At 60.9% G+C, this 26,697-nt stretch carries 12 protein-coding genes; 6 read left to right on the top strand and 6 right to left on the bottom strand.

The genetic code is table 11. From position 1 onward, the window contains the following. Positions 1-45: 45 nt before the first annotated feature. The 3 genes from IPK32_12575 to rpmI form a co-directional block, all read right to left on the bottom strand. Positions 46-12,993, bottom strand: coding sequence for a choice-of-anchor D domain-containing protein (locus IPK32_12575; protein ID MBK8092785.1), 12,948 nt, complete (start codon positions 12,991-12,993; stop codon positions 46-48). A gap of 136 nt (positions 12,994-13,129) precedes the next feature. After that, positions 13,130-13,513: a 50S ribosomal protein L20 gene (gene rplT, locus IPK32_12570; GenBank protein MBK8092784.1), complete on the bottom strand. Its 384-nt coding sequence runs from the start codon at positions 13,511-13,513 to the stop codon at positions 13,130-13,132. A gap of 128 nt (positions 13,514-13,641) precedes the next feature. Next, positions 13,642-13,857 carry a 50S ribosomal protein L35 gene (gene rpmI / locus IPK32_12565; protein MBK8092783.1) on the bottom strand — a complete coding sequence of 72 codons (216 nt, stop codon included), beginning with the start codon at positions 13,855-13,857 and terminating at the stop codon, positions 13,642-13,644. A 253-nt stretch (positions 13,858-14,110) separates the two neighbouring features. Between rpmI and IPK32_12560 the strand changes: the two genes are divergently transcribed. Then, complete coding sequence (locus IPK32_12560) at positions 14,111-15,793, top strand: response regulator (protein MBK8092782.1); 1,683 nt, start codon at positions 14,111-14,113, stop codon at positions 15,791-15,793. Between the two features lie 11 nt (positions 15,794-15,804). On the opposite strand, the gene IPK32_12555 is transcribed toward IPK32_12560, so the two are convergent. From IPK32_12555 to IPK32_12545, 3 genes are read right to left on the bottom strand one after another with little or no spacing between them, the layout of a single operon-like run. Next, positions 15,805-16,182, bottom strand: a complete 378-nt coding sequence (locus IPK32_12555) for a rhodanese-like domain-containing protein (protein MBK8092781.1) — start codon at positions 16,180-16,182, stop codon at positions 15,805-15,807. 22 nt (positions 16,183-16,204) lie between these two features. After that, positions 16,205-16,762 carry a hypothetical protein gene (locus IPK32_12550; GenBank protein MBK8092780.1) on the bottom strand — a complete coding sequence of 186 codons (558 nt, stop codon included), beginning with the start codon at positions 16,760-16,762 and terminating at the stop codon, positions 16,205-16,207. A 4-nt stretch (positions 16,763-16,766) separates the two neighbouring features. Continuing rightward, complete coding sequence (locus IPK32_12545; GenBank protein ID MBK8092779.1) at positions 16,767-17,405, bottom strand: superoxide dismutase; 639 nt, start codon at positions 17,403-17,405, stop codon at positions 16,767-16,769. Positions 17,406-17,658: 253 nt separating this feature from the next. On the opposite strand from IPK32_12545, the gene IPK32_12540 reads away from it, so the two are divergent. The 5 genes from IPK32_12540 (at position 17,659) to IPK32_12520 (ending at position 26,019) form a co-directional block, all read left to right on the top strand. After that, positions 17,659-18,747, top strand: a complete 1,089-nt coding sequence (locus tag IPK32_12540) for an OmpA family protein (protein MBK8092778.1) — start codon at positions 17,659-17,661, stop codon at positions 18,745-18,747. Between the two features lie 85 nt (positions 18,748-18,832). Further along, on the top strand, positions 18,833-19,663 hold the full coding sequence (locus tag IPK32_12535) for a LamG domain-containing protein (GenBank protein MBK8092777.1): 831 nt from the start codon (positions 18,833-18,835) through the stop codon (positions 19,661-19,663). Positions 19,664-19,819: 156 nt separating this feature from the next. Next, positions 19,820-21,079, top strand: a complete 1,260-nt coding sequence (gene argA, locus IPK32_12530) for an amino-acid N-acetyltransferase (GenBank protein ID MBK8092776.1) — start codon at positions 19,820-19,822, stop codon at positions 21,077-21,079. Between the two features lie 296 nt (positions 21,080-21,375). Further along, positions 21,376-22,611, top strand: coding sequence for a DUF1015 domain-containing protein (locus IPK32_12525; protein ID MBK8092775.1), 1,236 nt, complete (start codon positions 21,376-21,378; stop codon positions 22,609-22,611). Positions 22,612-23,310: 699 nt separating this feature from the next. Next, entirely contained in the window at positions 23,311-26,019 is a 2,709-nt protein-coding gene (locus IPK32_12520; protein ID MBK8092774.1) for a tetratricopeptide repeat protein, read from the top strand. The last annotated feature ends 678 nt before the right edge of the window (positions 26,020-26,697 follow it).

Here is a 26,697-nt window from a genome sequence, read left to right as displayed (position 1 = left end):
CGGGGTGGTTTCCATGCCTGAACTCGGGCTCCTCTGCCAGTGGATTTATGGCTGCGTGACGCGGACGCGGCTGAATATCTTGTTCACTAAGGCGGGATCAGCGGGTTCTTCGATGAGGACGCGTTCCCAGCCGGGGGAAATGGGGGTCACTGTGGGCGTGGTAGTGATGGGCGACCAGATGTTCAGGTCATTGGATTTTTGCGGAAGATAGGTGATGCCGCCAGAGATGCGGCGGATGAATTCGATGCGGAAGACGGTACTAGCGCCGCTGCCAGTCCGTTCGACGGTGGGTAGTCCGCTCGTGCCTGTGGCGGGAGTGAGAATATGGAGGTCCACGGCAGTTGGATTGAGATCGAAGGCATATTTGAGGAGGTTAGAAATGCCATCGCCGAGGGGATTGGCGTTCGGTGCTCCGTTAACTGCACTTAGACCCGCACCGGTGGCCCAGGTTTGATAGGGGGCGCTTTCGACGACAAGGCCGATAAGGGGGAGATCGAAGGAGGATTCGTCTGCGTCGTTGCTGCCGAGGCTCAAGGTGCCGCTGAAGGTGCCTGCGCCGGCGGCATCGAGGCGGGTTTGGATGCTGTAACTGTCACTCGGGGCGAGTGTCGAGGCGGGCAGAGCGGTTTGCAGCGTGTAGCCTGCAGGCGGTGTGATGCTGGACAGCAGCAGATCGGCGGTGCCGGTATTTTGCACGGTGAAGCTGCGGGTGACGGGCGTGCTGGTCGTGGTGATGCCGAAGTCGATGGCGGTGCTTTGTCCGTCGGCGAGCTGTGGCGCGGCGGTGGTGGCACCGTCATGCACGACGATCTCGGGCGCGAGGGTATCCGGTGTGTAGCGGAGGAGGATGACCTGGCCGTCATTGCCGATGTAGCCCCAGCCACCGACGATGATGCTGCCATCGCTCTGGGTGGCGATGCCGTAGGCGTATTGATCGCGACCAGGGGCGGGATTGACGATGGAGACGCCGCTGGTGCCGAAGGTGGTGTCGAGCATGCCATTGGCGAGCAGGCGGATGGTGACGATGTCATTGTCGGTGCTGTTGCTGCGGTAGCCGGTGGCGAGGATGCGTCCGTCTGGCTGCAAGGCGAGGTCATAGATGACCTCTAAATAACTAGCGGAGGTCTGCACCATGGTTTTGCCGCTGGTGCCAAAGGTGGTGTCGAGCGAGCCGTTGGCGAGATAGCGGGCGATGGTGAGCTCGCCATCGGAGCCATTGGATGCCCAGCCGCCGAGGAGGATTTTGCCATCGGGGAGGAGCTGGATGGTGTAGGCGATGTCGTCGAGCGTGCTGAGGGAGCTGACGACCTTGCCGCCAGTGCCGAAGGTGGTGTCGAGCGTGCCGTTGCTGTTGTAGCGAGCGAGGGCGAAGTCATCGAGCGTGCCGGTGGAGGTCTGGCAGCCGAGGAGGATTTTGCCGTCTGGCTGGAGTGTCATGGACCAGCAGCGGTCGGTATCCACCCCGAAGGCCATGGTGACGATGCCTGTGGTGCCGAAGGTGGCGTCGAGCGTGCCGTTCGCGTTCAAGCGCACGAGGGCGATGTCGTCGTTGCTGCCGTTGTTCGTGTAACCGCCGACGAGGATTTTGCCGTCTGGCTGCAAGGCGATGGCACGGGCGATGTCCTCCCCACTACCGATGCCGAGGAAAAATTTGCCTCCGCTACCAAAGGTGCTGTCGAGCGTGCCGTCCGTATTCAAGCGAATGACGCTGATGTCGTTGTTTGTGGCTAATGAATAGCCTGCGAGGACTGTTTTGCCATCTGGCTGCACGGCGATGGCGTACGGTATGTCGGTGTTGGTGCCGACGGGGACGCGGGTGATGCCGTCCGGCGGCACGCTGGTATCAGCGGTGCCATCCGAGAGAAAGCGGGTGAGATGGAAGTCGCTGCTGGAGCCTGAATTGCTGTTTCCAGTGATGAATATGCGGTCGTCAGGCAACATGGCCATGGCGTAGCCAGCATCGAAGCTCACGGCGAAGTCATTGCTGAGGATTCCAGAGCCGCCGAAGGTGGTGTCGAGGGCTCCAGCGGCGGTGATGACGAGCAGGACTGCATCATCATCGCGTGAGGCGGCAGCGAACCCTGCAATGGCGATGCGCCCATCGGCGAGAGCTTTGATCGCACGTCCATAGTCGGAGCCAGTTCCGATGGGAAAGGTGGCCTTGCCATCGGAGTCGAGCGTGGTGTCCAATGCACCTGTCGTGGTGTGGCGTGCGAGGGCGATGTCGTAGTTCGTGCCGTTCCTGGTGATGCCGGTGGTGAGGATTTTGCCGTCGCTTTGAATATCCAAGCCGTAGGCCCAATCGGTGGAGGTGCCAAAGGTGGTGGTGACCTTGCCATCAGTATCGAAGCTGGTGTCGAGGCTGCCATCGCTGTTGTAGCGGGCGAGGGCGAAGTCGTCGCCCACACTGGGCATGTTGGCATAGCCTGCGGCGACGATTTTGCCGTCGTTCTGGAGTTGTATTTGTCGGATTGTGTCGGTGCTAGTGCCTATGGTTGTCGTGACCTTCCCGTCAGTGTCAAATGTGGTATCTAGTGAGCCATTGACGTTAAGACGAACAAGAGAGAAGTCATCGTTACTGCCGTTGTTGGACATCCCGGCCAGAATGATTTTCCCGTCTGTTTGAACGGTTGAGGAGTAACAAAAGTCCGTTGTGGAACTCACAGAGACGCTCAAGATGCCGTCAGAGTCAAAGGTCATATCGAGTTCTCCGGAAGACGTGAACCGCACGGCCACCATGTCGTAATTGAAGAGGGAACCCGACTGGAACAAGCCGTGTCCAGCAATGATGATCTTCCCATCTGCCTGGATAGAAGCTGTGTTGCAGGAGTCGAAGCTGGTGGTCGGGGCAACGATGACCTTGCCATCACCACTGAAACTGTTGTCCAACGCCCCGTTGGTCTGCAAGCGGACTGCAAACATGTCATCGTTTGTGCCATTGTTGGCGATGCCAGCGACGATGATTTTGCCATCCGGCTGCTCGAGCACGCTGTTGGCGGTGTCGCTATTGCCATTCACATCATAGATCACGGCTCCGCCGCTGCCAAAGGTGATGTCCGGTGTGCCATCGGTGTTCCAGCGGGTGACTAGCACATCGTAACTTATCCGTCCGCCAGTGTAGGTGCGGCCTGCGGCGATGATTTTGCCATCAGCCTGCTGGGCGACGCTGTAGTAGTGATCCTGGGCGGTGGCAATGCCGTGTGTCACCTGGCCTCCGGAGCCGAATCCGGTATCGAGCTGGCCTGGAGGCGGCAAAACGGCCTGCACACTGCCTGTGACGGGAATCTCGAAGGATGCCTCGTCGCTGTCATTGCTGGCGATGACGAGATTTCCGCTGAAAAGTCCTGCTGATGCCGCATCGAGGCGCAGTTGGAAAACAGCGCTGGAACTGCTGGCGATGCTTGTGGGTGCATTGAGCACCGTGAAGCCTGCTGGAGCCGTGATGGAGCTGATGGTGAGGCTGGAGAAGCCCGCATTGGAGATGGTGAAGCTGCGGATGACCGGGCTGCCGGTGAGTGTGGAGCGCAAATTCACTGGCGAGTTCTGCGCATCGGCCAAAGTGGCACCGTCGAGGCTCACCGCGATCTCTGGCGCATCCACGCTGCCGCGGACAGGGAAATCAAAGGTGGCCTCGTCTGCGTCATTGCTGGTGATGACGACGCTGCCGCTGAAAAAGCCGGTGCTGGAGGCATCCAGGCGGATTTGGAAGGTGGCGATGCCTCCCGCAGTCACGATGAACGGCACTCCGAGAACGCTGAAGCCAGCAGGAGCCGTGATGGAGTTGATCACGAGGTCTGCGCTGCCTGGATTGGTGAAGAGGAAGCCGCGTGTGACTGGCGATCCGGTTGGCACCGCTCCGAAGTCGAGTACAGCGGCTTGCCCGTCTGTCAGCGGCGTGGCTGGCAGGGTGATCTGGTCTGCGACGGTGATTTCTGGCACGAGGGAATCCGGCAGGAGGCGCAGCACGAGCATCTGGGTGTCGCTGCCTGGATTCACCGTGTAGCCGGTGATGACGATGGCACCGTCGTTTTGCACTGCGATAGCATAGCCATAGTCAGTGCCTGGGCCGTAGGGGATGACGAGCTTGCCATCGCCATCGAAGCTGCTGTCGAGCAGGCCGTTTTCGAGGAAGCGGAGCACGGCGATGTCGTAGTTGCTGCCGTTCCAGGTGCGGCCCGTGGCGACGATTTTGCCGTCTGGCTGGAGGGCGATGCCGTAGATCGTGTCCGTGCTGGCGAGGACAGGCACGATGGCCTTGCCGCCGGAGCCGAAAGAGGGGTCGTAGCTGCCATTGGGATTGAGGCGGACGATGGCGGCATCGACGTTGGCTTCACCAGCGGCGAGGATTTTGCCGTCGGGGAGCACTTGGAGCGCATACACATACTCGGAGTTGCTCGCTGGAGTCAAGGTGACGAGTCCGCCTGTGCCAAAGCTGGTGTCGAGCGTGCCATTCGCATTGTAGCGGGCGAGGCCAAAGTCGGTGCTCGTGTTGCCAGCGTTTCGCGTCTCGCCAGCGACGAGGATGCGCCCGCCTGAGTAGGCCGCGATGGCGTAGAGGCGATCTGTACCCACCGTGGCGGTGGTGGTGACTTTCCCTCCCGTGCCAAAGGTGCCATCGAGGCTGCCGTCTGCATTGTACCGGGCTAGGGCGTAGTCATCATTGCTGCCGTTGCTGGAATAGCCTGCCAGCACGATGCGTCCGTCGCCTTGCAGCAAAAGGGCGCGGCCCTGCTCGGTCCCGGTGCCGATGGTGGTGGTGGCGCTGCCATTGTTGCCAAAGCTGGTGTCCGGCGTGCCGTCCGCGTTCTGGCGCATGACCATGAAGTCGTCTGAGCTGCTGATGCTGGCATAGCCGCCGAAGACGATCTTACCATCCGGCTGCACGGCCACGCCATAGGCACGCTCCGCGCTGATGCCCACGCGGGTGAGGGTCTTCCCGGCGGTGCCGTAACTGGTGTCTAGCGTGCCGTCTGGGAGGAAACGGGCGGCGGTGACGTCGTCATTGTTCCCCTGATAGATGTAGCCAGCGGCGATGATTTTTTGATCCGGCTGGATCGCCATGGCGAAGCCGTAGTCGGCGCCTTGACCGAGATTGAGGAGAGCGACTCCAGACGAGCCAAAGGTGCTGCGGGTGCTGCCGTCTGCCTCCAGGCGGGTGACGGCCACGTCGGTGTCGTTGCCATTGGAGGCATAGCCTGCCAGCACGATGCTGCCATCGGCGTGCAGGGCCACGGCGCGGGCCACATCTATGTTGTTTCCCGCAGCGAGCGGCAGCACCCGCTTCCCGTCTGTGTCAAAGGAGGTGTCCAGCGCTCCGGTGGAAGTATAACGGGCGATGGCGAAGTCATCCGCCGTGCCGGTGGTGATGGAGTAGCCCGCTGCGACGATCTTGTCGTCACTCTGGAGCGCGATGCCGTAAATGCGATCCGTGCCCGTGCCGATAGGCGTGGTGACTTTGCCATCCGTGTCGAAGGTGGTGTCGAGGCTGCCATTTGCATTGTAGCGGGCGAGGGCGAAATCTGATCCCACCATGTAGCCGCCGACGAGGATTTTGCCGTCCGGTTGGATGAGCATGTCGTGGATGCGGTCCGTGCCCGTTCCGATGGTGGTGGTAACCTTGCCATCCGTGTCGAAGGTGGTGTCCAGGGTGCCGTCCGTGTTGTAGCGCACGAGGGCGAAGTCATCGTTCGTCATCGCGGTATAGCCAGCGAGGATGATCTTGCCGTCTCCCTGCAAGGCGGCGGTATAGGCGATCTCGGTGCCAGTGCCGATGGGGGTGATCACTTTCCCGCCCGTGCCAAAGGTGGTATCGAGCGTGCCGGCGCTGGTGTAACGGGCGAGTGCGAAGTCGATATTGCTGCCATTAAATGCCTGGCCGGCGAGGATGATTTTTCCGTCTCCCTGTACGAGTGCTTTCCAGCCATAGTCGTCGGATGCCCCGATCGAGGTGGTGACGATGCCATCGGTATCAAACGAGGAGTCGAGGCTGCCGTCCGCGAGATAGCGCACGAGGGCGAAATCGTAGTTGCTGCCGTTATAGGTGTAGCCCCCGGCGAGGATCTTGCCGTCTGGCTGGCGAGCGAGGCTGTAGATGCGGTCACTGCTCGTGCCCACGCGGGTGGTGACGATGCCCGCATTGCCGAAAGTGCGGTCCAGCGTGCCATCTACGTTCAGGCGGGCGAGGAAGAACTCGTAGTCCCCGCCCATGTAGGCACTGCCGCCGATGAGGGTCTTTCCATCGCTGAGGGCGAGAGTGGCATAGGCTTCATCATTAGCACCACCAAAGCCCGTGGGAGCGAAGCCATCCCCTCTGAAGGACGGGTCCGGCTGGCCGGAGGCGAGAGCTGTGGCTGTCACCACGCTCGCCACCGGCGCCTCGAAGCTGGCCTCGTCCGCGTCGTTGCTGGCGATGACCACGTTTCCGGCAAAACTGCCAGATGTTGCTGCGGTGAGGGTGACCTGGAAAACGGCGCTGGAGCTGGCGGGGATACTGGTGGGAGCATTTTGGACGGTGAAACCAGCGGGCGGAGTGATGGAGGTGATGCTCAGGGCTGCCAAACCCGTGTTTTCAATGACAAAACTCCGCGTCACGGGCGAACCCTGCGGCGTGGAGCGGAAGGAAACCGGCAAAGCCTGCCCGTCGGCCACACTTTGCCCATCGGCACTCAAAGCGATCTCCGGCACATCCACACCACCACGCACCGGAAACTCGAAACTGGCCTCATCCGCGTCGTTGCTGCTCAAGATCACGTTTCCGCTGAAAAAGCCCGCAGAGGCCGCAGTGAGCTGAATTTGGAAAGTGGCCTCTCCACCGGCGGAAACGAGCGAGGGCGCATTTTGCACGCTAAAACCCGCCGGAGCCGTGATGGAGGTCAAAACTAGGTCCGAGGTGCCGGGGTTCGAGATCGTGAAATCGTGTGTGATGGCCGATCCGGTGCCGGTGGAGCCGAAATCGACCGCGGTGGGCTGCCCGTCGGTCAAAACAGGTGCCAGCGAGGTGTCTCCGTCGAACAATGCGAGCTCCGGCTGGAGTGAGTCACCCACGAAACGCATCACAAGGAACTCGGGATTCGTGCCCTGGTAGGTGTAGCCGCCAACGACGATGCTGCCGTCACTTTGCAGCGCCACCGCATTGGCATAATCATCACCCGTGCCCGGTGCGGCGATGATTTTGCCGCCCGTGCCGAAGCTGGTGTCCCGCCTGCCATCCGCCGTGTAGCGCAGCACGGCGATGTCGTAGTTTGTGCCGTTGTAGGTGCGGCCCACTGCGATGATTTTGTCATCCGGCTGCACAGCGATGGCGTAGCAGGTGTCCGTGGCGGTGCCCACCGCCGTGATGGCGCGGCCGTTGACGCCGAAGGTGCTGTCGAGGCTGCCATTCGCATTCAGGCGAAGCAGGCCGAAGTCATTGCTGGCATCCCCGCCGAGGATGAGCTTGCCATTCCGCTGCTGCGTGATGCCGTAGGCCACATCCGTGCTGGTGCCCATGGTGAAGGTGGCCTTCCCGTCGGTGTCAAAGGTGGTGTCGAGGCTGCCATTGCTGTTGTAGCGGGCCACGGCGAAGTCCGTGCCAGAAACGACCGCCGAGCCAGCCACCACGATTTTGCCATCTGCTTGTCGTAGCGCAGAAAAAGCCTGATCCGTGCTGGTGTCGATGGCGCTCGTCACTTTGCCATCCGTGTCAAAGGTCGTATCGAGGCTGCCGTTGGTGTTGTAGCGCACGAGGGCGAAGTCATCATTCGTGCCATTGCTGCTGTAGCCTGCGGCGATGATTTTCCCATCCGGCTGCACGATGAGAGCACGGGCGATCTCCGAACCACTGCCGATGGTGGTGCTGACACGGCCATCCGTGTCGAAAGACGTGTCCAGCGTGCCATTGGTGTTCAAGCGTAGGAGCTGGAAGTCGTTGTTGGTGTTGGTGATGTAGCCACCCAGGATGATTTTGCCATCTGGCTGAGAGGCTGCCGCGTAGCTGCGCTCTGTTAAAACAGAACCCGTGAGCCACGCATTGCCCACCGTGCCAAAGGCAGTGCTTGCCGTGCCATCTGCCAGCCACTGGGCGGCAGAGAAATCATCCGACACGCCCGTGTAGGAGTATCCTGCGAGCGTGACCGTGCCATCGGGCTTCAAAGCCAGGCCAAAGCCAAAGTCGGCGGAACTGGCAAGCGGATTGAATACGACGGTGCCATCTTCAGCGAAAGAGGTGTCCGCCACCCCGCCTGCGTTCAGACGCGCGACCACCAGATCGTAACGCTGGTAGATGGTGTAGGAGTATCCCGCCAGCGTGGCGCTGCCGTCCGCATGCACGACCATGGCCTCGGACCAGTCGCTGTTGTTGTTGCTACTGGTGGCGGGTATCAGCGACATGCCGTTACCGGAGGGTCCGTAGGTAGTGTCCAGAGCGCCGTTTGCTTGGTAACAGACGATTGCGAAATCTATGCCGTTCGTGGAAGTGGCGTATCCATTGCCTCCAGCAAGCAGTTTTCCGTCCGGCAGCAGGGCGAGGCTCGTCGCTCCTCCGAAATTGCTGGTAGAGACAATGGTGGTCACTTTCCCATCCGTGTCGAAGCTGGTGTCCAGCGTGCCATCAGAATTATAGCGCACGAGGGTCATGCCGAGATTGAATGCACTGCCGGCGACGACGATCTTCCCGTCCGGCTGGATGACAACGGCCCTGCCTTGGTCTGTGCTGGTGCCGATGGCGGTGAGAAACTTGCCCGTGGCGGTGAAGGTGGTATCTAGCGCACCTGCGGAGGTGAGCCGTGCCATGGCGAAGTCGTCGTTCGTGCCATTATTGCCGTAACCGGCGAGGATGATTTTACCGTCTGCCTGGAGCGCCACGCCCTCGGCATACTCGCTTCCGGTGGCGACGGCCACGGTGGCCTTTCCATCGGTGTCAAAGCTCGTGTCGAGGGTGTAGTCTGTGTTGAAGCGCACGGCCGCGAAGTCGTAGTTCGTGCCGTTGTATGCAGCGCCGATGGCAAGGAGCTTCCCATCCGGCTGAAACATCATGTCACGGATATAGTCAGTGCTTGCGAGCACGGGAGTGACCAGGATGCCATCCCCGTCAAAGGTGGTGTCCAGGGTGCCGTCGCTGTTGTAGCGCACCAGAGCAAAATCCCCGCTGCCTTCGCCGCCGACGAGGAGCTTTCCGTCAGGCAGCACGAGAATTTTGTGAGCCTCGTCAGTTCCAGTGCCCACAGGAGTGATGACATGGCCTCCCGCTCCGAAACTGGAGTCGAGACTGCCATCGGTGTTGAATCTCACGACAATGAAGTCGTTGTTCGAGCCGTTGTAGGCTCTGCCCGCAGCCACCGTCTTGCCATCCGGCTGCACTGCTAACGCGTAGGCGTAGAGTGAACTTACTCCGAGACCCGCCGTCGCCCTGCCCGTGCCTGCGAACGTGGTATCCACCGCCCCTGGCTGCACCGCACCAGTGATGACGGTGCCGCGCACGGGGAAGTCAAAGCTGGCCTCGTCCGGGTCATCGCTGGCGATGACGACGCTGCCGTTGAAAATGCCCGCTGTCGCTGCATTCAGTCGGATTTGGAAGGTGGCTGCATTTCCTGCGGCCACACTGGCAGGGGCACCCAGCACCGTGTAGCCGGAGGGCGCGGTGATGGAGCTGATGCTGAGCACGTTCACACCGAGATTCGCGATGGTGAAGCTGCGGGTAACGCCGCTGCCCTGAGTGGTGGCCAGGTAGTCCACGATTTGGGACTGCCCGTCGGTGATGGGGCTACCATTGAGATCCAAGGCGATCTCCGGCTGGTCCACAGCGGCCTTTACCGGGAAATCAAAACTACTCTCATCCGCGTCATTGCTGGTGATGATCACGCTGCTCTCGATGACGCCTGGCAGATTCGCATCAAAGCGGACCTGGAAGGTGCTGCTGGCTCCGGCGGCCACGCTGGCGGGCGCACCGAGCACGGTGAAGCCCGCCGGGGCGGTGATGGAACTCACGGTAAGCCCCAGAGTGCCTGTATTGGCGATGGTGAAGCTGCGGGTGACGGGTGTGCCTGCCGCCGTGAAGCCGAAATCAACAACCTCCGCCTGCTCATCCGTGATCTGCGGCGCGGTGGTGCTCGCCCCGTCATGCACGACGATCTCCGGCCGGGGCGGGATGGTGTCGCCGAGCAAAACGATGTCGTCGAGGTTCCAGCCCGCGTAGGTGACGCTGCCGTCCGTGGGGCCGATCACCCAGCGCACAAAGACCGTGGGCTGGTCATCGGCTACGGCAGAGATGTCATATTCAAAGTAGGTCCAGGACGTGTCCGTGAAACTGCTCCCGCTGTGACTCCAGACGGTGGTCCAGCTCGTGCCGTCCTTGCTCACCTGCACGCTCGCTTGGTCGAAGCTGGAGGATTCCATGCCCAGCCAGCGCCAAAAGCCGAGGCTGATGTTTTCTTTACCTGTGCAGTTCAGCGCTGTCGTGGTGAGAGAGTAGGCAGGCATAGAGTCGGTGTAAGCGCCCGCCAGATTGTAACCATAAACATTCGTGCCGGTCTTCGCCGCCGCAGGATCGCCCCCGGTGCCGCCTGGAGTGCCAAAGGCCCACTGACCGGTGGTCGTCCAGCCTGGGTTCGTGTCCAAATTGAAGCTCAGGAAATTTCGCCCAGCGCTGAGCACAGCTCCCCGCGTGCTGATGGAGCCGCTGGTGGTGTTCGTGAAGGTGAGTGTAGCGTTGTGATTGCCACCCGGCAGGCTGTTGGCTGCACTAGTGATGCTAGCGGTCACGGCGATGCTTTCGCCCACATTCAGTGTGCCGCTGGCGGTGGAAAGACTAAGCCAAGTCTGGTTGGCGGTCGCCGTCCAGTTCAACGAGTTGCCGCCGAGATTCGAGAGCGTGTACTCCTTGCTCGCAGGCGTGAACGGACCACCTGCTGGACCTGTGGCGAGGAATGAATCCCCCGGCGAGACACCGAGCGAGTCGGTACTCTGGCCAGAGATGATCAGCGAGTAATTCTGCGCTCCGCCAGTGAGCGATCCCGCGTGATTGACCGTGACCGTGTAAAGACCTGTGGCGGGCGGCGTGGTCACGAGCACCTGCTCCACATTGTCCACCGTGTTCACACCCGTCGTGGCGTTGGCGGAGAGCTTCGCATTCGTCCAGTCGCCGACATACGGCATGACGAAAGGAAGGTGCGTACTGCCAGCGGGTCCAGCGACGCTCAAATTCAGATCATTGATGAGGTCTTTGGCCCGATCGTCGTGTGCATTGACCGGGGTTCCTGCCGGATCCGTCCAGCAAAGGGTCACGCGGATGGGGTCACTGCCATTCCAGGTGAAGGAGTAGGTGTCCGATGGCTCCGCCGTGGTCAAAGAAGCCTCGATCATGCCATTGTAGCCCGCGTTATCCGCCTGGCGCTTGATGTGATCGGCTGCCGCTTTCGTGTTCATGAGGCCCCAGCCGTAAAAGTAGTCCGGGCCGGGGTTTCCAATGTCATCCGCCGTGTGGATGATCAGCGCCTTCAGCGTGCTCGCACGCATGAACTGGCCTGGGAAGCGGTCGCCGTAGTAATCCACCAGTAGCATCGCCGAGCCCGCTGCATTCGGGCTTGACATGCTGGTGCCGCTCATGCTCACGGTGGCGGTGTCACTGGTATAACTGGCGGAAAGCAAGCTAGCTCCATTGGCCACCACATCCGGTTTGATGCGCCCGTCATCGGTCGGGCCGGTGGAGCTGAAGCTGGTAATCGTGCCCGCCGCAGTGCTGCGCACCCCACCGCTCACCGCATCATTCACCGCGCCGATGGACATGATGTTTTTGCAGGTCTTCGTGTAGTCTAGGTTGTCGTAGCCCAACTTATACACGCCATCGCCCGCCGGATGCTGCGCTGGATCGTAGGTGTAGCTAAGGCCTGTGACGCTGTGCGTCCAGGCAGCTCCCGTGGCTGGTGGGCCGTCGTTGCGCTGGTTTCCAGCGGAGTAGAAAGGCAGGTAGTACGGCAGGTTCACCAGCATCGCGTCCAAGGTCACGCTGCTGGAGTTGTAGCGGCCGAAGTAGGATTCGATGTCATCCGCCGCGTTCCCATTGTCAGAGAAAAGGCCGTCCCATACCCCATCATCCCAGCCGATGTCGTAGCCGTAGGAGTGGTTCGAGACATAAATCTTCCCCGGCTCTCCGCCGTAGGCCGCGCCTGCGGAGGTCATCTCCGATATCTCGCTGCCAGAGGAATAGGCGTCGATCAACAAACCAGGTGCCATGCCTTTGAGCGAGGGATTCACACCCAATGCCGCGAGCGTGCCTCCCACATGCGTCGCGTGGTCGGAGACAATCGTATAGCCGTCTCGCACGGTGACTTTTGTCGGTGAGCCAAACTCCTGATGGGTCACCCGCGGGATGCCCCCGGCCTCCCATAGTCCCATTTTCCACCCATTGCCGTCCACGTTGTAGGGCGCGGTGGAGCGTACCAAATTGGCCGCAGTGCTGATCGCGGCGTTCACATTTCCTGTCTCATGATAAAGCGGCCTATCACCATCGAAGCCCACCAGTGCAAAACGCCCGCCGCCTGGCTTGTCACCTTCGATGGGCAGCCCCAATTGCCGGGCTTTGGCGTATGCGGAGGCCAATTCCGCATCCTCGATTGCTTTGAGCTGCCTCACTAGCTCCTCACGCTGCCTCGGATCGCTCAAATCGCGTTTTTGGCTCAGTAGCGCCGCCTTCATTGCCTCGGGCGGCAGCGTGCTAAAGTTTGACGACGCCATGTTGGCAGCAGTGTTGGCTGGAGCAGGTGGTGGAGTGCTCACCTGGACGTTTGGGGCGTTTGAAATCACACTCGCTCCCGTCGGGCTTGAGGCCGCTGGTGTGCCGGATGCCTGAGAGACAGGTTTTGAAGGCTGCACGACGTAGCTCGCCACTGTTTCTCTGCCCCTTGATTTAGGTGTAGAGGCGGCGGTGCCATGATTTTCACCACCAAAGCGGCCTACCAACATCCAGGCGGCAAAGGTGACCAAACCTAAGGTGAACCAGAGGGCTCGTGAGCGGTGCATAGGGGGAAGTGGGTTAGGTGTTCATCGTATTGCAGCAGAAACCCACTTTTCGGGCAACCATTTTCGAGGGGGACAAAAAAAGACCGGAGCCTGATAGGCTCCGGTCCGGGGGGATCGAATCTTGGCTGAGGATCGCTTACGCTTTCGGGGCAGCGGCGGCCTTTTGTTCCAGTGCAGACTTGGCCTGCTGGACGAGGGCTTCGATGGCAGCGGCGTCCTTGATAGCGAGGTCGGAGAGGACTTTGCGATCGAGGGTGATGCCGGCGGCTTTGAGGCCCTCCATAAATCGGGAGTAGCTTAGGCCGAGGGGGCGGGTGGCTGCATTGATGCGCTGGACCCAGAGGTTGCGGAAGCTGCGCTTCTTGGCCTTGCGGTCGCGGGTGGCGTAGGTTTCGGCCTTGCGGACGGCGTCCTTGGCATAGCGGAAGTGCGTGCTGCGAAATCCGCGGAATCCTTTGGCTTTTGCCAGCACGCGCTTACGGCGCTTTCTGCTGGCGGGGGCGTTGGTGGCTCTTGGCATGTGTCGTTGTCTATGATCAGGCTGTTGTGTTTTGGGGTGCGATGGTCTGCCTCACCTGGTCGAAGATCCCACCGGGGCGGGATCAGGCATTCACATCGTGGTTTCGACTGCGAAACCGTGTGGTCGTCTTAGCGGTGAGAGAACGGCATGTTCGCTTTGATGGCTTTGACGTCCACTTCTGCCACGAGGGCTACTTTACCGAGATTGCGCTTCCGTTTACGGCTCTTGTTCTGCAGGATATGGCGCTTGCCTTGTTTGCGGCGAAGCACCTTACCCGTTGCAGTTATTTTGAACCGCTTGGAATAAGCTTTTCTCGTCTTGGCGATACCGGCGTTTTTGGACATAGGGGCGCGGATGCTAGATGAGAAGTCCGATGTGGCAAGGTGAATTGTGCGAATGATGCGAGTCGAGGCATTGGGGCCGATTTTTATCGCTGGGATTTTGCTGAAGTGGGTCGTTTTCGTTGGTTGGGGGAGCAAAGGGTAGAGTGTCTTCCATTTATCATAATTGAGAGTCAAAAAGAAGGTTTATCCGAAAATTTAAATTTACTTAACTATTCGGAATGGCTAAACAGGGGCGAATTTCGCGGATATTCCCATGATTACTTCTCCCGTCCAAGAAACCTCTCATCAGTCAACGTCTGTTCTCGCCAACTCGGCGCTGGAGCAGGCTTTGGAGCAGATCAAATCGGCCAATTTCTTCCTGCGCACCTCGCTGGATCAGATTCCAGAAGGCGTGATGATCGTGGATACGGCTGTGACGGACCCGAAAATCGGTCCGCAGATCATTTATAGCAATTCCCCTGCGATCATCCTTGCTCGTGCCAGTCATGAGACGGGGCTACGTGGCATGGGGCTGGCGGAGATCGCCGCGAGTGATGCGGATGCTGCTCGCGTGATGGCGACGCTGAATCTGGCGGTGGCCAATGCGGGCTGTGCGGAGTGTCAGGCTGCGGTGCAGTCTCTCGGTGGCAATACAGACGCGACGCTGTGCACTTGGCGGATTCGTGCGGTGTTTACAGATATGGGGCGGTTGCTGAAGTTCATCGTGATGCTTTCTCCGGTGCCTACCACGGCTTCTGCATCGGCGGTGCCTGCGGCAGCGACAGCATCTGCGGTGGATGATTTGGATGCTCAGTCTCTCTCCCTGCGGAAGGAGAATCTCGCGGCGCTGGCCCAGGGCATCACGCATGATGTGAATAATCTGCTCGGTCCGGCGATTGTGCGGCTTTCCGCGTTGTTGCCGCAGTTGGACGGTGGATCGCCGCTCGGGCAGGAGTTGCAGCTTATTTTTGCGGGTTTGAAGCGTGCCAAGCAGTTCACCAGCCAAGTCGTGACGGCGTGTAAGGCTCGTCCGCGCCAAAATGAGCCCACAGACATCGCGGCACTGGTGCAGGATACGGTGGAATTCGCAGGTGCGGGCTCGAATGTGCGTGTGCGGGTGAATGCAGAGGAGACGCTGCGCCCTGCGGTGGCAGATCCCGTCAAGCTCAGTCAGGTGCTGCAAAACCTCGTCATGAATGGCATCCAGGCGATGCCGCATGGTGGTTATATGGATGTGGATGCTCGGAATATCATCGTGCCTGCACAGGGGGATGGGCGTCTGCGTGGCGGCATGCATGTGGAGATCACGGTGCGTGATCGTGGCTGCGGCATCACGCCGGAGAATTTGCAGAAACTCTTCCGTGAATCCTTCACCACGAAAGCGGATGGCAACGGGATCGGCCTCACGACGTGCAAGCGCTTCATCGACGAGATGGGTGGCGACATCCGTGTGAATTCCACGCCGAATGTGGGCACGGAATTCTGTGTTATTTTACCGGCGGCGGCAGAGGGTGGTGAGAAGTCCTCCACCCCCACGAGCAATGCTCCGGTGCCGCTGAAACATGGCAAAGGCACCGTCCTCATCGTCGATGATGAAGATGACCTCCGCCGTGTGGCGCAGATGATCCTGAAGCGCTGCGGTTACGAGTGCGTGGAGTGTGACAACGGCCAGGATGCCGTGAAAATCTACCAGAGCCTCTTCCGCACCGGTACACCGCCCGATGTGGTGCTGATGGACCTCACTCTACGTGGCGGTATGAATGGCACCGAGACGGCGACTGAGATCCTCGCACTCGATCGCGATGCACGCATCGTGTGCACGAGCGGGAGCGTGACGGAGGATGTGCAGATGGTCTTCCTCGAGCGTGGCTTCGTGGGGGTGCTGCCAAAGCCGTATGAGGCAGGCGAGCTGACACAGACGGTGCACCGCGTGGCTACGGCGATGCGTCGGGCGTGAGTTTTTGAGGCTTACTTCTCCACGGGGAGTCCGGCTTTGCTCCAGCCTGCGAATCCACCATCGAGGTGGGTGACGTCCTTGAAGCCGAGTTGCTCAAAAGTCTCCAAAGACCGCGTGCTGCGACCTCCGGACTGACAATGCACCAGCACGGGCTTGGTTTTATCCAGCTTGCCGAGTTGAGCAGCGAAATCGTCTGCGAAGATGTCGATGTTTTTGGCTCCTTTGATGTGTCCTTCGCCGAATTCATCGGCGGTGCGCACATCGAGTACGGTGATTTTGCCATCGGAGATGAGTTTAGCGGCTTCCGCAGCTTGGACGTGCTTCACAGGCTCTGCAGCGAGTGCGAAAGCGGTGGCGAGCAGGAGGATGAGCGAGATGAGGTGTTTCATAGCGAGATTCTAAAAGGAAAATTCAGGTGGCGGCGGTGCTGGGGTAGCGCACCTCGACATGCATGATGGCGAGGCGCCTGTAAAGTCGCCGCGAAGCGATCAGCGGCCACCAGCAGTAGAGATAGATGTCCAGCGGCTTCCACATGGCCACCCAGCCGAGGATGGTGAGTCCCTCACGAGCCATCCATTGCCAGCCCCCTGTGGCGGCCGGTAGCATGGTCGCCATGAGCTGGCAGGTGATGAGGAAAGTGAGGCCGACGAGCAGCGCCGTCCGCCCCTCACGCAGGAGGCGCTTCAGGCTGTGGAGCGTCATGTCCGCACGGTAGTTGAAGTAATGAGCGAGCGATTCACTGACGAGCCGCTGTGGGTCTGGCGTGCTGCTGGGTGCCCTCGCTAGATGGATGATGAGTCGTAGCTCATGCTGACGTGGGTGCTCCTGTGCCCAGCTCACGATGAATTCCTCCGCGTCCTGATCGAGATCACGCTCGTGGAAAGGAGATGGGTCCATGGAGTTGAACAACTGGTTCAACTCCATGAGCCGCATTTCGATCAAACCGGCGCTGGAGGCACTGGCTGGCATCACATCAGGCTTTTGCGGCCTCGTAGCCACGGGCGACCTCTGCCCAGTTCACCACGTTCCACCATGCGGTGATGTAATCGGGGCGCTTGTTCTGGTATTTGAGGTAGTAGGCATGTTCCCACACATCCAGGCCCAGGATCGGGGTGCCGAGCATTTCGGGCTCGAAGATGCCTTTCATGAGCGGATTGTCCTGATTGGGCGTGGAGGTGACTTTGAGCTTGCCGTCCTTGCCGACGATGAGCCAGGCCCAGCCTGAGCCGAAGCGCTTTGCGCCAGCCTCTGCAAAGAGCTTCTTAAATGCGTCGATGCTGGTGAAGGTGCTCTGAATCGCCTCACCCAGCTTGCCCTCGGGGCCGTTCGGGCCGCTCCCGGCTGGTGCCATCCATTTCCAGAACCACGTGTGGTTCACATGGCCGCCGCCGTTGTTGCGGATGAGCATGCGCTGCGCCTCGGGCACGGCGGAGAGGTCCGAGATGAGCTTCACGGCATCCGTTTCGGTGCTGTTGGCCGCTTTGAGGGCATCACCGAGGTTTTTGACATAAGCCGCGTGGTGTTTGCCGTGATGGATGCCCATCGTGGCGGCGTCGATATGCGGTTCCAGCGCCTCTAGGGCATACGGCAGGGGCTCCTGCGTCAAGCCGATGCCGGCGGCCTGTGTAGCAGACGTGTGGAGCAGGGTGGAGGCGGCGGCGACGGTGGTCGTCGCGAGGAAGGAGCGGCGGTTTAGAGCATTCATAATGGTATGGGATGGAGGATTTGAGCGATGTGCAGGCATTAGAACGTCGCAGCGTGTGAATGCCATTCAGCGGAATCCAGTCACAGAAAGCCGTAACTTTGAACTTTGAACCGAAAGCGGGCGTGATACTCTCCGCCGCGCCTCAGCCCCTCCTCAATTCATGTCCGCCGTGACCCACAGCTCCGAATGGAATCCCAGCTCCCGTGCGGCTTATCGTGCCCGCGATGATTGGAGCCTGAAATGGTGGGCCATGTTCGCCATCATTCTCAGTGTGCTCTTTCACATGCTGTTGGTGGTGGGTTTTGATACCCTGGGCTTCGCGGCACTCGATAAGAATGCGCCACCGAAAATGCCCGAGCGCATCCGCATCAATGAAAACCTCCTGCGTGATCAAAAAGCCATCCAGGAGCTCCCAGAGACCGTCACACAGACCGGACCCGTCAGCACGCCGGATGTGAAGGCCTTCGAGCCCAAGCTCGATGTCAATGACATGATCCAGGACCTGCCCAAAGATCAGGAAATCGACCTCACACCCAGCGTGAAGGAGATCACCAACTTCATCCGCCGCAATGATCCCGGCGATGGTGCCCCTGGAGCCCAGCAGAGCTCCGAATTGGCCAAAATGCTCGCCGCGCCCGAATCCATGGCGGAGGCCACGGCAAACCTCGCGGCGGAAATGGCCAGCGTGCGCCGTGAGGTGCTCATGAAGCCCGTTTCGGAAAAACAGATGCTCCTCGATGCTGGAGCCCTGGAGCCCGGACTCGGTGGCGAGATCGACACCGGGCTGCTCGATGCCGTGAAGAGCCAGAGCACCGCCACCGCCGCCAATGCGCGAGTGAAAGGCTTCAGCAACCTCGATGACATCCTCAGTGGCAATGGCGGCCGCGTCGGTGGCAACATGGCCCCCATCCTCATGCCGACCGATTTGCTCTTTGAATACGGCAGCGATCAGCTCGCAGAGACGGCACGCCTCAGCCTCATGAAGCTAGGCATCCTCATCCAGAAGAATCCAGACTCCATCTTCATCATCGAAGGCCACACCGACAGCTTCGGGGGAGAGGACTACAATCTCCAACTCAGCATCCGCCGTGCAGAGGCCGTGGTGAGCTGGTTGCGCGAGTCCCTGGGCCTCGATGACCACGTGCAAGCCGTCGGCATGGGAAAAAGCCGCCTCATCATCCCCGGTGGCACGGTCGAGGAGCAGGGCATCAATCGCCGCGTCGAGATCAAAGTGCGTCCGCGGCGTTGAGCTCCGTGGAGTTTCATTCAGGTCTGCGTGAGGATTTTGCCAGCCCGCAGCGTTTATGGCTGGCACTCACGCCACCTTATTCCAGATGAAGACGATCGTTCTCTCTTTCCTCCTCCTCGGCTCACTGCATGCCCAGGAAGCACTGAAATCAGCCCTCGCGTTTCACGCCTCGTTCGACAGTGGGCTGGATGCCGACTACAGCCGTGGGAGCAAGAGCTGCGTGGTCAAAAAAGGCAAAGAACTCGTCCCTGCTGCCTTCAATGAGGAACTGAAGCACGATGCAGCCGGCGGGAAATTTGGCGCATGCCTGCATTTCCCGAAAAAAGGTGCCACCCGGCCGCAATTCAGCGGCGTGGACATCCTCGGCTACAACGCAGCGAGCTGGAGCACCACCGTCTCCATCTGGCTGCGCCTCACGCCGGATCAGGACTTGGAGCCCGGTTATTGCGATCCACTGCAAATCGTCGGGGATGATGGCAAAAAGGGCTTCATTTTCATGGAGTGGTCGAAGGACGAGACACCACGCTTCTTCCGCTATGCCATCCGCCCCTTATTTCACATCTGGAATCCCACCAACATCCAGTGGGCCGATATTCCCTTTGAGAAGCGCCCCATGGTGCAGGTCGCCAAGGCTCCCTTCAGCCGCGATGCCTGGACGCATGCCGTGATCACCATCGAAAACGCCAACAACAAGGCCGCGAAGCCGCGTGGCAGCCTCTTCCTCAATGGCAAGCTCCAGGGCCGCATCGAAGGCTGGGATCTCAGCATCGCGTGGGACCCTGCGCAAGTAGCCCTGGTGCTCGGAGCCTCCTATGTGGGCCACATGGACGACTTGGCCGTGTTTGATCGTGCCCTCAGCGATGCCGAGGTGGAGCAGCTCTTTGGGCTGGAGAAAGGCGTCAGCTCCCTGCGCTAAAAACGGCGCTTTTTCCTGGTGGGGAAAAGTTTGGGATGAGTTCGGCCTCATTGTGCTATGATATGCCTTTCTGCCCATCCGTGAACAATACCGACACCAGCCCGCCCGCCCCCTGCCACACGCCCCACGCAGCGTTTCGAAGACCTGCGCGGCATCTTGCGCTACGTGCCGCAGTTCCGTCAGCGTGTGTTCGTGATCGCCTTTGATGGTGCGCTCATGGGCCAGTCGGTCTTCACCAGCCTGCTGCAGGATGTGGCCGTGCTCCAGTCGCTCAATATCGAGGTCGTCCTCGTCTTTGGCGCACGGGCACAGATCCGCGCCCTCGCCGCACGGCGCGGCGTCACGCTCACCAGTGATGATGGCATGGGCCGCACCGATGCCGCAGGCCTGGAGATCGCCACAGAGGCCATCATGCGCCAGTGCAGTGAACTCGCCGCAGATCTCACCGCGCTGGAGATGCCCGTGGCCATTACCAATGCCCTCGCCGTGCATCCCGCAGGCGTCATCGACGGCGTCGATCTGGAAAACACCGGCCGCATCGAGCGTGTGGATGAAGAGACCCTGCGTGCGCTGCTCAAAGCGGACATCATCCCCATTTTGCCCCCCTTGGGCTATGACGGCAAAGGGGCCACCCTTCGGCTCAATAGCGATGCCGTCGCCGTCGAGGTCGCCATCGCACTCCAGGCCGCGAAAGTCATCTTTGTGGCCGAGAGCGGTCTCAGCCATGCAGATGGCACCAGGTTGGAGCAACTCTCCGTCGCCGATGCACGCGACATGTATCGGAAAAAAGATCCCCAGCACGACATCAGCCTCCTATCAAAGCTGCGCTACGCCGCGCTCGCCTGCCAGGAGGGCGTGCCCCGCGTGCACATCGTCGATGGCACCCAGGATGAGGCCCTGCTCGCAGAGCTTTTCAGCAATGAAGGCGTGGGCACCATGATCCATGGAGATGAATACCAGCAGATCCGCAAAGCCCGCGCCGCCGATGTGCCCGAGTTGCTCTCCATGATGCAGCAGAGCGTGGATGAGGCCGCACTCGTGCCCCGCACGCGGGATCAGATCCAGTCACGCATCAAAGACTTCTTCGTCCTCGAGCTCGATGGCCACCCCATCGGCAGCGTCGCCGTGCACAGTTATGAAGAAGAAGGCCGCAAAATCGCCGAGCTCGCCTGCCTCTTCGTGCGCCGCAGTCACAAAAACAAAAACCACGGCCGCAAGCTCGTCGCCTTTGCAGAGGAGACCGCCCGGCAGCGCGGCAGTGACGTCATCGTGGCCCTCAGCACCCAGGCCTTCCGCTTTTTCGAGGAGAAAATGGGCTACACCGTGGCCGATCCAGCCGCCCTGCCACCCAGCCGCCGCGAAAAATACGACAAAAGCGGCCGCAACTCCAAGGTGCTCGTCAAAGCCCTCAAGTAACGCCTCTGGCCGCCAACAGGGCGAAGTGAACCTGGAGCCTATCAAACAGATGACAGGATTTAACCTGGGTAACTCAGTGGGTGCACGACGCTTTCAAAGCTCAGCGCTTTCCAATGCTAAGCCGCCATCAAGTTTCAGGCCGTTAATCCTGCATAATCCTGAAAATCCTGTGAATCCTGTCCTCAGGTCCGCGCCGTTCGATGGACCTCATTTTAGTGCCGCACTGGCCACCCAAAGGGCGCAGCGCAGCCATTGACAATCCGCTGGGCCGCTCCTATCGCCCCAGCCTCCATTTTATGCGCATCCGCACCTTCCAAGGACTCGTCCCCGCTCCCTCACACGCCTCCGAAGTCGCCGCCGTCCCCTACGACGTCGTCAACCGCGAGGAAGCCGCCGCCCTCGCCGCTGGCAAGCCCCACTCCCTCCTCCACGTCGATCGCGCCGAGATCGACCTCGACCCCGAGATCGACCCCTACTCCGCCGAGGTCTATGCCAAGGCCCGCGAGAACTTCCTGAAGCTGCAACAAGACGGCATCCTCCTCCGCGAAAGCGCCCCCTGCATGTACCTCTACCGTCAGGAGATCGGCGGCCACGCCCAGACCGGCCTCGTCACCGTCTGCCACACCGAGGACTACGAGCACGACATCATCAAGAAGCACGAAAAAACCCGCCAGGACAAAGAAGACGACCGCACCCGCCTCGTGGACACCCTCGATGCCAATACCGGCCCCATCTTCCTCACCTACCGCCAGCGCCCGGCCATCTCCGCCCTCACCCGCGACATCCAGGCCACTGACAAGCCCCTCTACGACCTCACCGCCCCCGATGGCGTGCGCCACACCGTCTGGCGTGTCGGCGCCGGAGCCTGCGTCTCCTTGACCAGCATCTTTGAAAGCCAAGTCCCCTGCGCCTACGTCGCCGATGGCCACCACCGCGCCGCCAGCGCCTTCCGCGTCAGCAAACTGCGCCGCCAGGCCAATGCCGCGCACAACGGCAGCGAAAACTACAACTGGTTCCTCAGCGTCCTCTTCCCCGGCGACGAGCTGAAAATCCTCCCCTACAACCGCGCCGTCAAAGACCTCAACTGCCTCACGCAGGACGAGTTCATGGCCAACGTGAGCAGCATCTTCAGCGTGCAGCCCACCACCGAGAAAAGCCCCGCCCATCCCGGCCAGTGCTGCATGTACCTCAAAGGCCAGTGGCACCTCCTGGAGTGGAAACCGGCGGAAAACGCCAGCCCCATCGACCAGCTCGACGTCAGCATCTTGCAGGACCGCCTCTTAAAACCCGTCCTCGGCATCGACGACCCACGCACCAGCAAGCGCATCGACTTCATCGGCGGCATCCGCGGCACCGCCGAGCTAGAGATGCTCGTCGATACCCGCCAGCACACCGTCGCCTTCAGCATGTATCCCACCACCGTCGATCAGCTCATGGCCATCAGCGACGTGAACTCCATCATGCCCCCCAAGAGCACCTGGTTCGAGCCCAAGCTCCGCTCCGGCCTCTTCATCCACACGCTGGAAGGCTGAAGCTGACCGCCCCTCGTGGGGGCAGGGCTTACGCATGAAATCGAGAACTGGATCTAGAGGTTCTTCATTTTCCAGCAGATTCAGGGAGGCCAGCAGATTGGCTTCAGAAGGAATCTGTTGGCCTCCCTGAATCTGCTGGAGATCATCTGTTCTCGGTCTTGAGATGGAGCGTCGAGTTTGGGTACCTAAGCCCTGTCGTGGGGGATAAAACGCATGCGGCCCGGCAGCGGCATCCAAGACCGCTCGAACGATTCTTAACCGCGAATAAGACGCTGATTGGACGCTAATGAATGAAACTGGATGAGCGTCTCATGAGCGCCATGTCAGCGGTGAAAAGAGTCTGCCAACTGCTGACAACACGGAGTAAATGCAGGACTTACGCATCCAAATTCAAAGGGAACTTGGCAGTCGTTTGGTCACTTTTTGGACAGGATGAACAAGATTCACAGGATTAAGCAGGATTGATCTGCCGTCACTCGGCTCAACAAAGGCAAAAGAGAATGCAAACCAGTTCCGATAAGCGATGGCCGCTCCGCAGAGTCAGCCGAGAAATCCTGTATAATCCTGCAATCTTGTTAATCCTGTCAAAAAGGCCGTCTTCATGCTCTCCCGCTCATTTCATGCGCATGCCCTGGAGTAAAAGAGTGCCTTCGTGCTCTGTCGAGCCTATGCTCTGCCACGCACCCATTCCTCCACCCCGTGATTCAGGGAACTCTCATCGACCAGCTCTCACTCCGGCTCAGCACGCTCTCCACGCATCTGAAAAGTTGCGGACATGATGCCACAGTGCTCGAAGGCGTGTGCATGAGGCTGTTTGAGCCGCTGTTTGGCTGGACGCTGAGAAACCTGAATCAAGAGCAGGGAAACTTCCCCGGCGTGGACCTCGGGGATGAACGGAACCGCATCGCCATCCAGATCACCGTGCAGAAAAAACCCGGCAAAGCCGCGCACACGCTGAAGAAAATCAAGACCGCGAAACTGAGGGATCGTTTCGACCTCTTCCTCTGCTTCTTCTTACTCGAGGACGCTCCCGGTAGCGCCAAGAAGGATCCCGCCGACTTCCGCCGCCTCGGCATCGGCGATCTCATCCGGGGCATCTTGAAGCCGTTACGCGTGCCCGAGTGGCTGGAGCCACGCGTGCCATCCACGCATCATGTCATCACCTCAGAACGTCTCGAAGCCGCGTTGAAGGTTTTGGAGGAAACCTTGGCCCACATCCCGCCGGAGGCTCCGCGACCGGTGAACCTGCCGTTTCGCCTCAACAAACACTTCGGCCAGCGGGATGCGGAGATGCAGGCCTTGGAGACCGCGCTGGCGCACAGTGGCGGCATCGCCGCCATCACGCAGCCGCAGGTCGTGCATGGTCTCGGGGGCGTGGGGAAGACCCAGCTCGCCGTCGAGTATGCCTGGCGGCATGCGCAGGACTTCACCGCGCTGCTTTGGCTCCCGGCGGATTCGCCCTCCAGCCTCACCACCGGTCTCAGTCGGCTTTGTGACACGCTCGAGCTGCCGCAGCGTGATCTGCGTGAGGACGCTCCGCGTGCCGAGGCCACGCTGGACTGGCTGGCGCGGAACCAGGGCTGGCTGCTCATCGCCGACAATGCCGACACGCCCGAGGCGCAGACCGCCTTGATGGAAACGCTGCGTCCGCTGCACACGGGCCGTGTCTTGATCACCTCACGGCTGGAGGATTGGGGCCAGCAGCTCGCCACCATCCCGCTGCGCACCTGGACGCCTGCCCAGGGCGCGGCATGGCTGACCACGCGGCTGGAGGGTTTGCCCATCGCCTGCCCGCTGGCAGATGCCACTGCGCTCGCCCAGGAGCTCGGTGGCCTGCCGCTGGCCTTGGAGCAGGCCGCTGCCTACATGGCGGAGAAGCGCCTCGGCCCTGCCGAATACCTGCGGCGCTACCGGGCGAATGAAGACGCCGCCCAGCGCCTGCTCGCGACCCCGATGAAATACGGCGGCGGCACCGGCTACGAGGCCACTGTCGCCCGCACCTGGCTCGTCACGCTCGATCAGCTCACGCCGCTGGCCCGTGCCGTGATGAAACTGATCGCCTGGCTCGGCCCGGATGAGATTCCCCGCTTCCTCTTCACCCGCGCCCCGCAGCATGTGCTGGACGCCGCTGCCGAATGCCCCAGCCCGGAGAAGAGTCTCCCGCAGATGCACGGAAGCCCACAGGTGATTTCAGAAGGGCTCCCTGAACCCCAAAAGAAATCTGCTGGCCTCCCTGAATCTGCTGGAAATCCTCTGCCTTCGTCAGCCTCGGCAACACCGGAGGAGCAAACCGAAGCCATCGAGGACGCCCTCGCCCTGCTCGCCCGCTACGCCCTCATCGAGCTCCACGAGGACTACCTCACCTGCCACCGTCTCGTCCAGACCACCCAGCGCTGGGACGAACCAAAGCCCTGGCTCATGCGCGTGATCTGCTGGGTCAATGCAAGCTCTCCAAATGATCCACCGCCGCAGGATGTTCGTTCTTGGCCTCTCACTTGGATTCCTCTGCAAAAGCCATTGGAGGCCCTACTTGGACACGAAGCCTCGGACGCACACCACCTTTCGGACGCGGAAGCAGCAGAAACTGGCTTTCCGCGCCTGCTGAATGTGTTTGGCCTGTTTTATCAAACGAAAGCGGACTTCTCCACTGCTGAACCCCTCCACCGCCGCGCCCTGCACATCGACGAGGCCAGCTACGGCCCGGATCATCCCGAAGTCGCCACGGCGCTCAACAACCTTGCCACGTTGCTCCAAGTCACGAACCGGCTGGCGGGGGCGGAGCCGTTGTATCGCCGCGCTCTGCGCATAACCGAGGCCAGCTACGGCCCGGATCATCCCAGCGTCGCCACCCGCCTCAACAACCTCGCCGCGTTGCTCCAGGACACGAACCGGCTGGCGGAGGCGGAGGAGCCGCAGCGCCGCGCCCTGCGCATCGATGAGACCAGCTTCGGCCCGGATCATCCCAAAGTCGCCATCGACCTCAACAACCTCGCGCAGTTGCTCCAGGCCACGAACCGGCTGGCGGAGGCGGAGGAGCCGATGCGCCGCGCCCTGCGCATCGACGAGGCCAGCTTCGGCCCGGATCATCCCAATGTCGCCATTGACCTCAACAACCTCGCTAGGTTGCTCCAGGCCACGAACCGGCTGGCGGAGGCGGAACCGCTGTATCGCCGCGCTTTGCGTATCGACGAGGCCAGCTACGGCCCGGATCATCCCAATGTCGCCATCGGCCTCAACAACCTCGCGCAGTTGCTCCAGGCCACGAACCGGCTGGCGGAGGCGGTGCCGCTGCAGCGCCGGGCGGTGGAGATTTGCACCCGGAGCCTCGGCGCGGAGCATCCGAGAACGCGGATGGCGCGGGAGAACCTCGAAGGCCTCCTCGCGGCTTCTCAGCGATCCCAAGGGTAGCTCGGGGAGGGGCCAAAACGAGGCCGGAGGCCGGAAAACACCCTCAATAGCCACTCAGCGACGCTCGCTGAGTCGGTGCCGAAGCGCGGTGAGGTGAAAAATGCTCTCCGCCGAGGCAGCAGGAGGCTCGGGGAGAACAAAACGACCGTCGGTGAGTGGGCATCGAATCCCGGCTCGGTCGGAAAAGGAGCCGTTTCGTGCCGCCGGAGGCTCAGGGGCTCCTCAGCGACGGTCGTTGAGGCGGAAGGGAGGCTCGGCCAGGGGAGCCGCAGAAGCGTTTGCAGGCCGGGAAGGCGGCGGAGGGTCTGGCGGGAAGGTTTTTCGCGTCCACCGAGTCTCGGGACCTCCTCAGCGACGCTCGGTGAGTGGAGCTTGAAAGGGCGGAGGGAAGGGAGTAGAGTGGTTTGGAGCTGCCGGAGGTCCTTGATGCCCAAACAGGTCCTTTATTGCCTCTTCCCATGACTCCAGGGCGGCGCATGGCAATCCTCCTCTTCCTCTTACTCCTCCTCTTCCTCCCGTTCGGGCGGCGCTGCACCCGGGAGGAGGAGGCGGAGTAGGAGTAAGAGGAAGATTTTTTATCCCCCAAGCCCTTATGGCAGCAAACCCTACACCCACAAACCCCTCCGAACTTCTGGCGGCTCTGATGGACATGGCGCGGGCCTTTGCGGCGCATCGCAA

Source organism: Verrucomicrobiaceae bacterium, from assembly GCA_016713035.1.
Classification (GTDB): domain Bacteria; phylum Verrucomicrobiota; class Verrucomicrobiia; order Verrucomicrobiales; family Verrucomicrobiaceae; genus Prosthecobacter.
The sequence above is the reverse complement of the archived record's forward strand: the minus strand, read 5'-3'. Positions and strand labels throughout refer to the sequence as shown.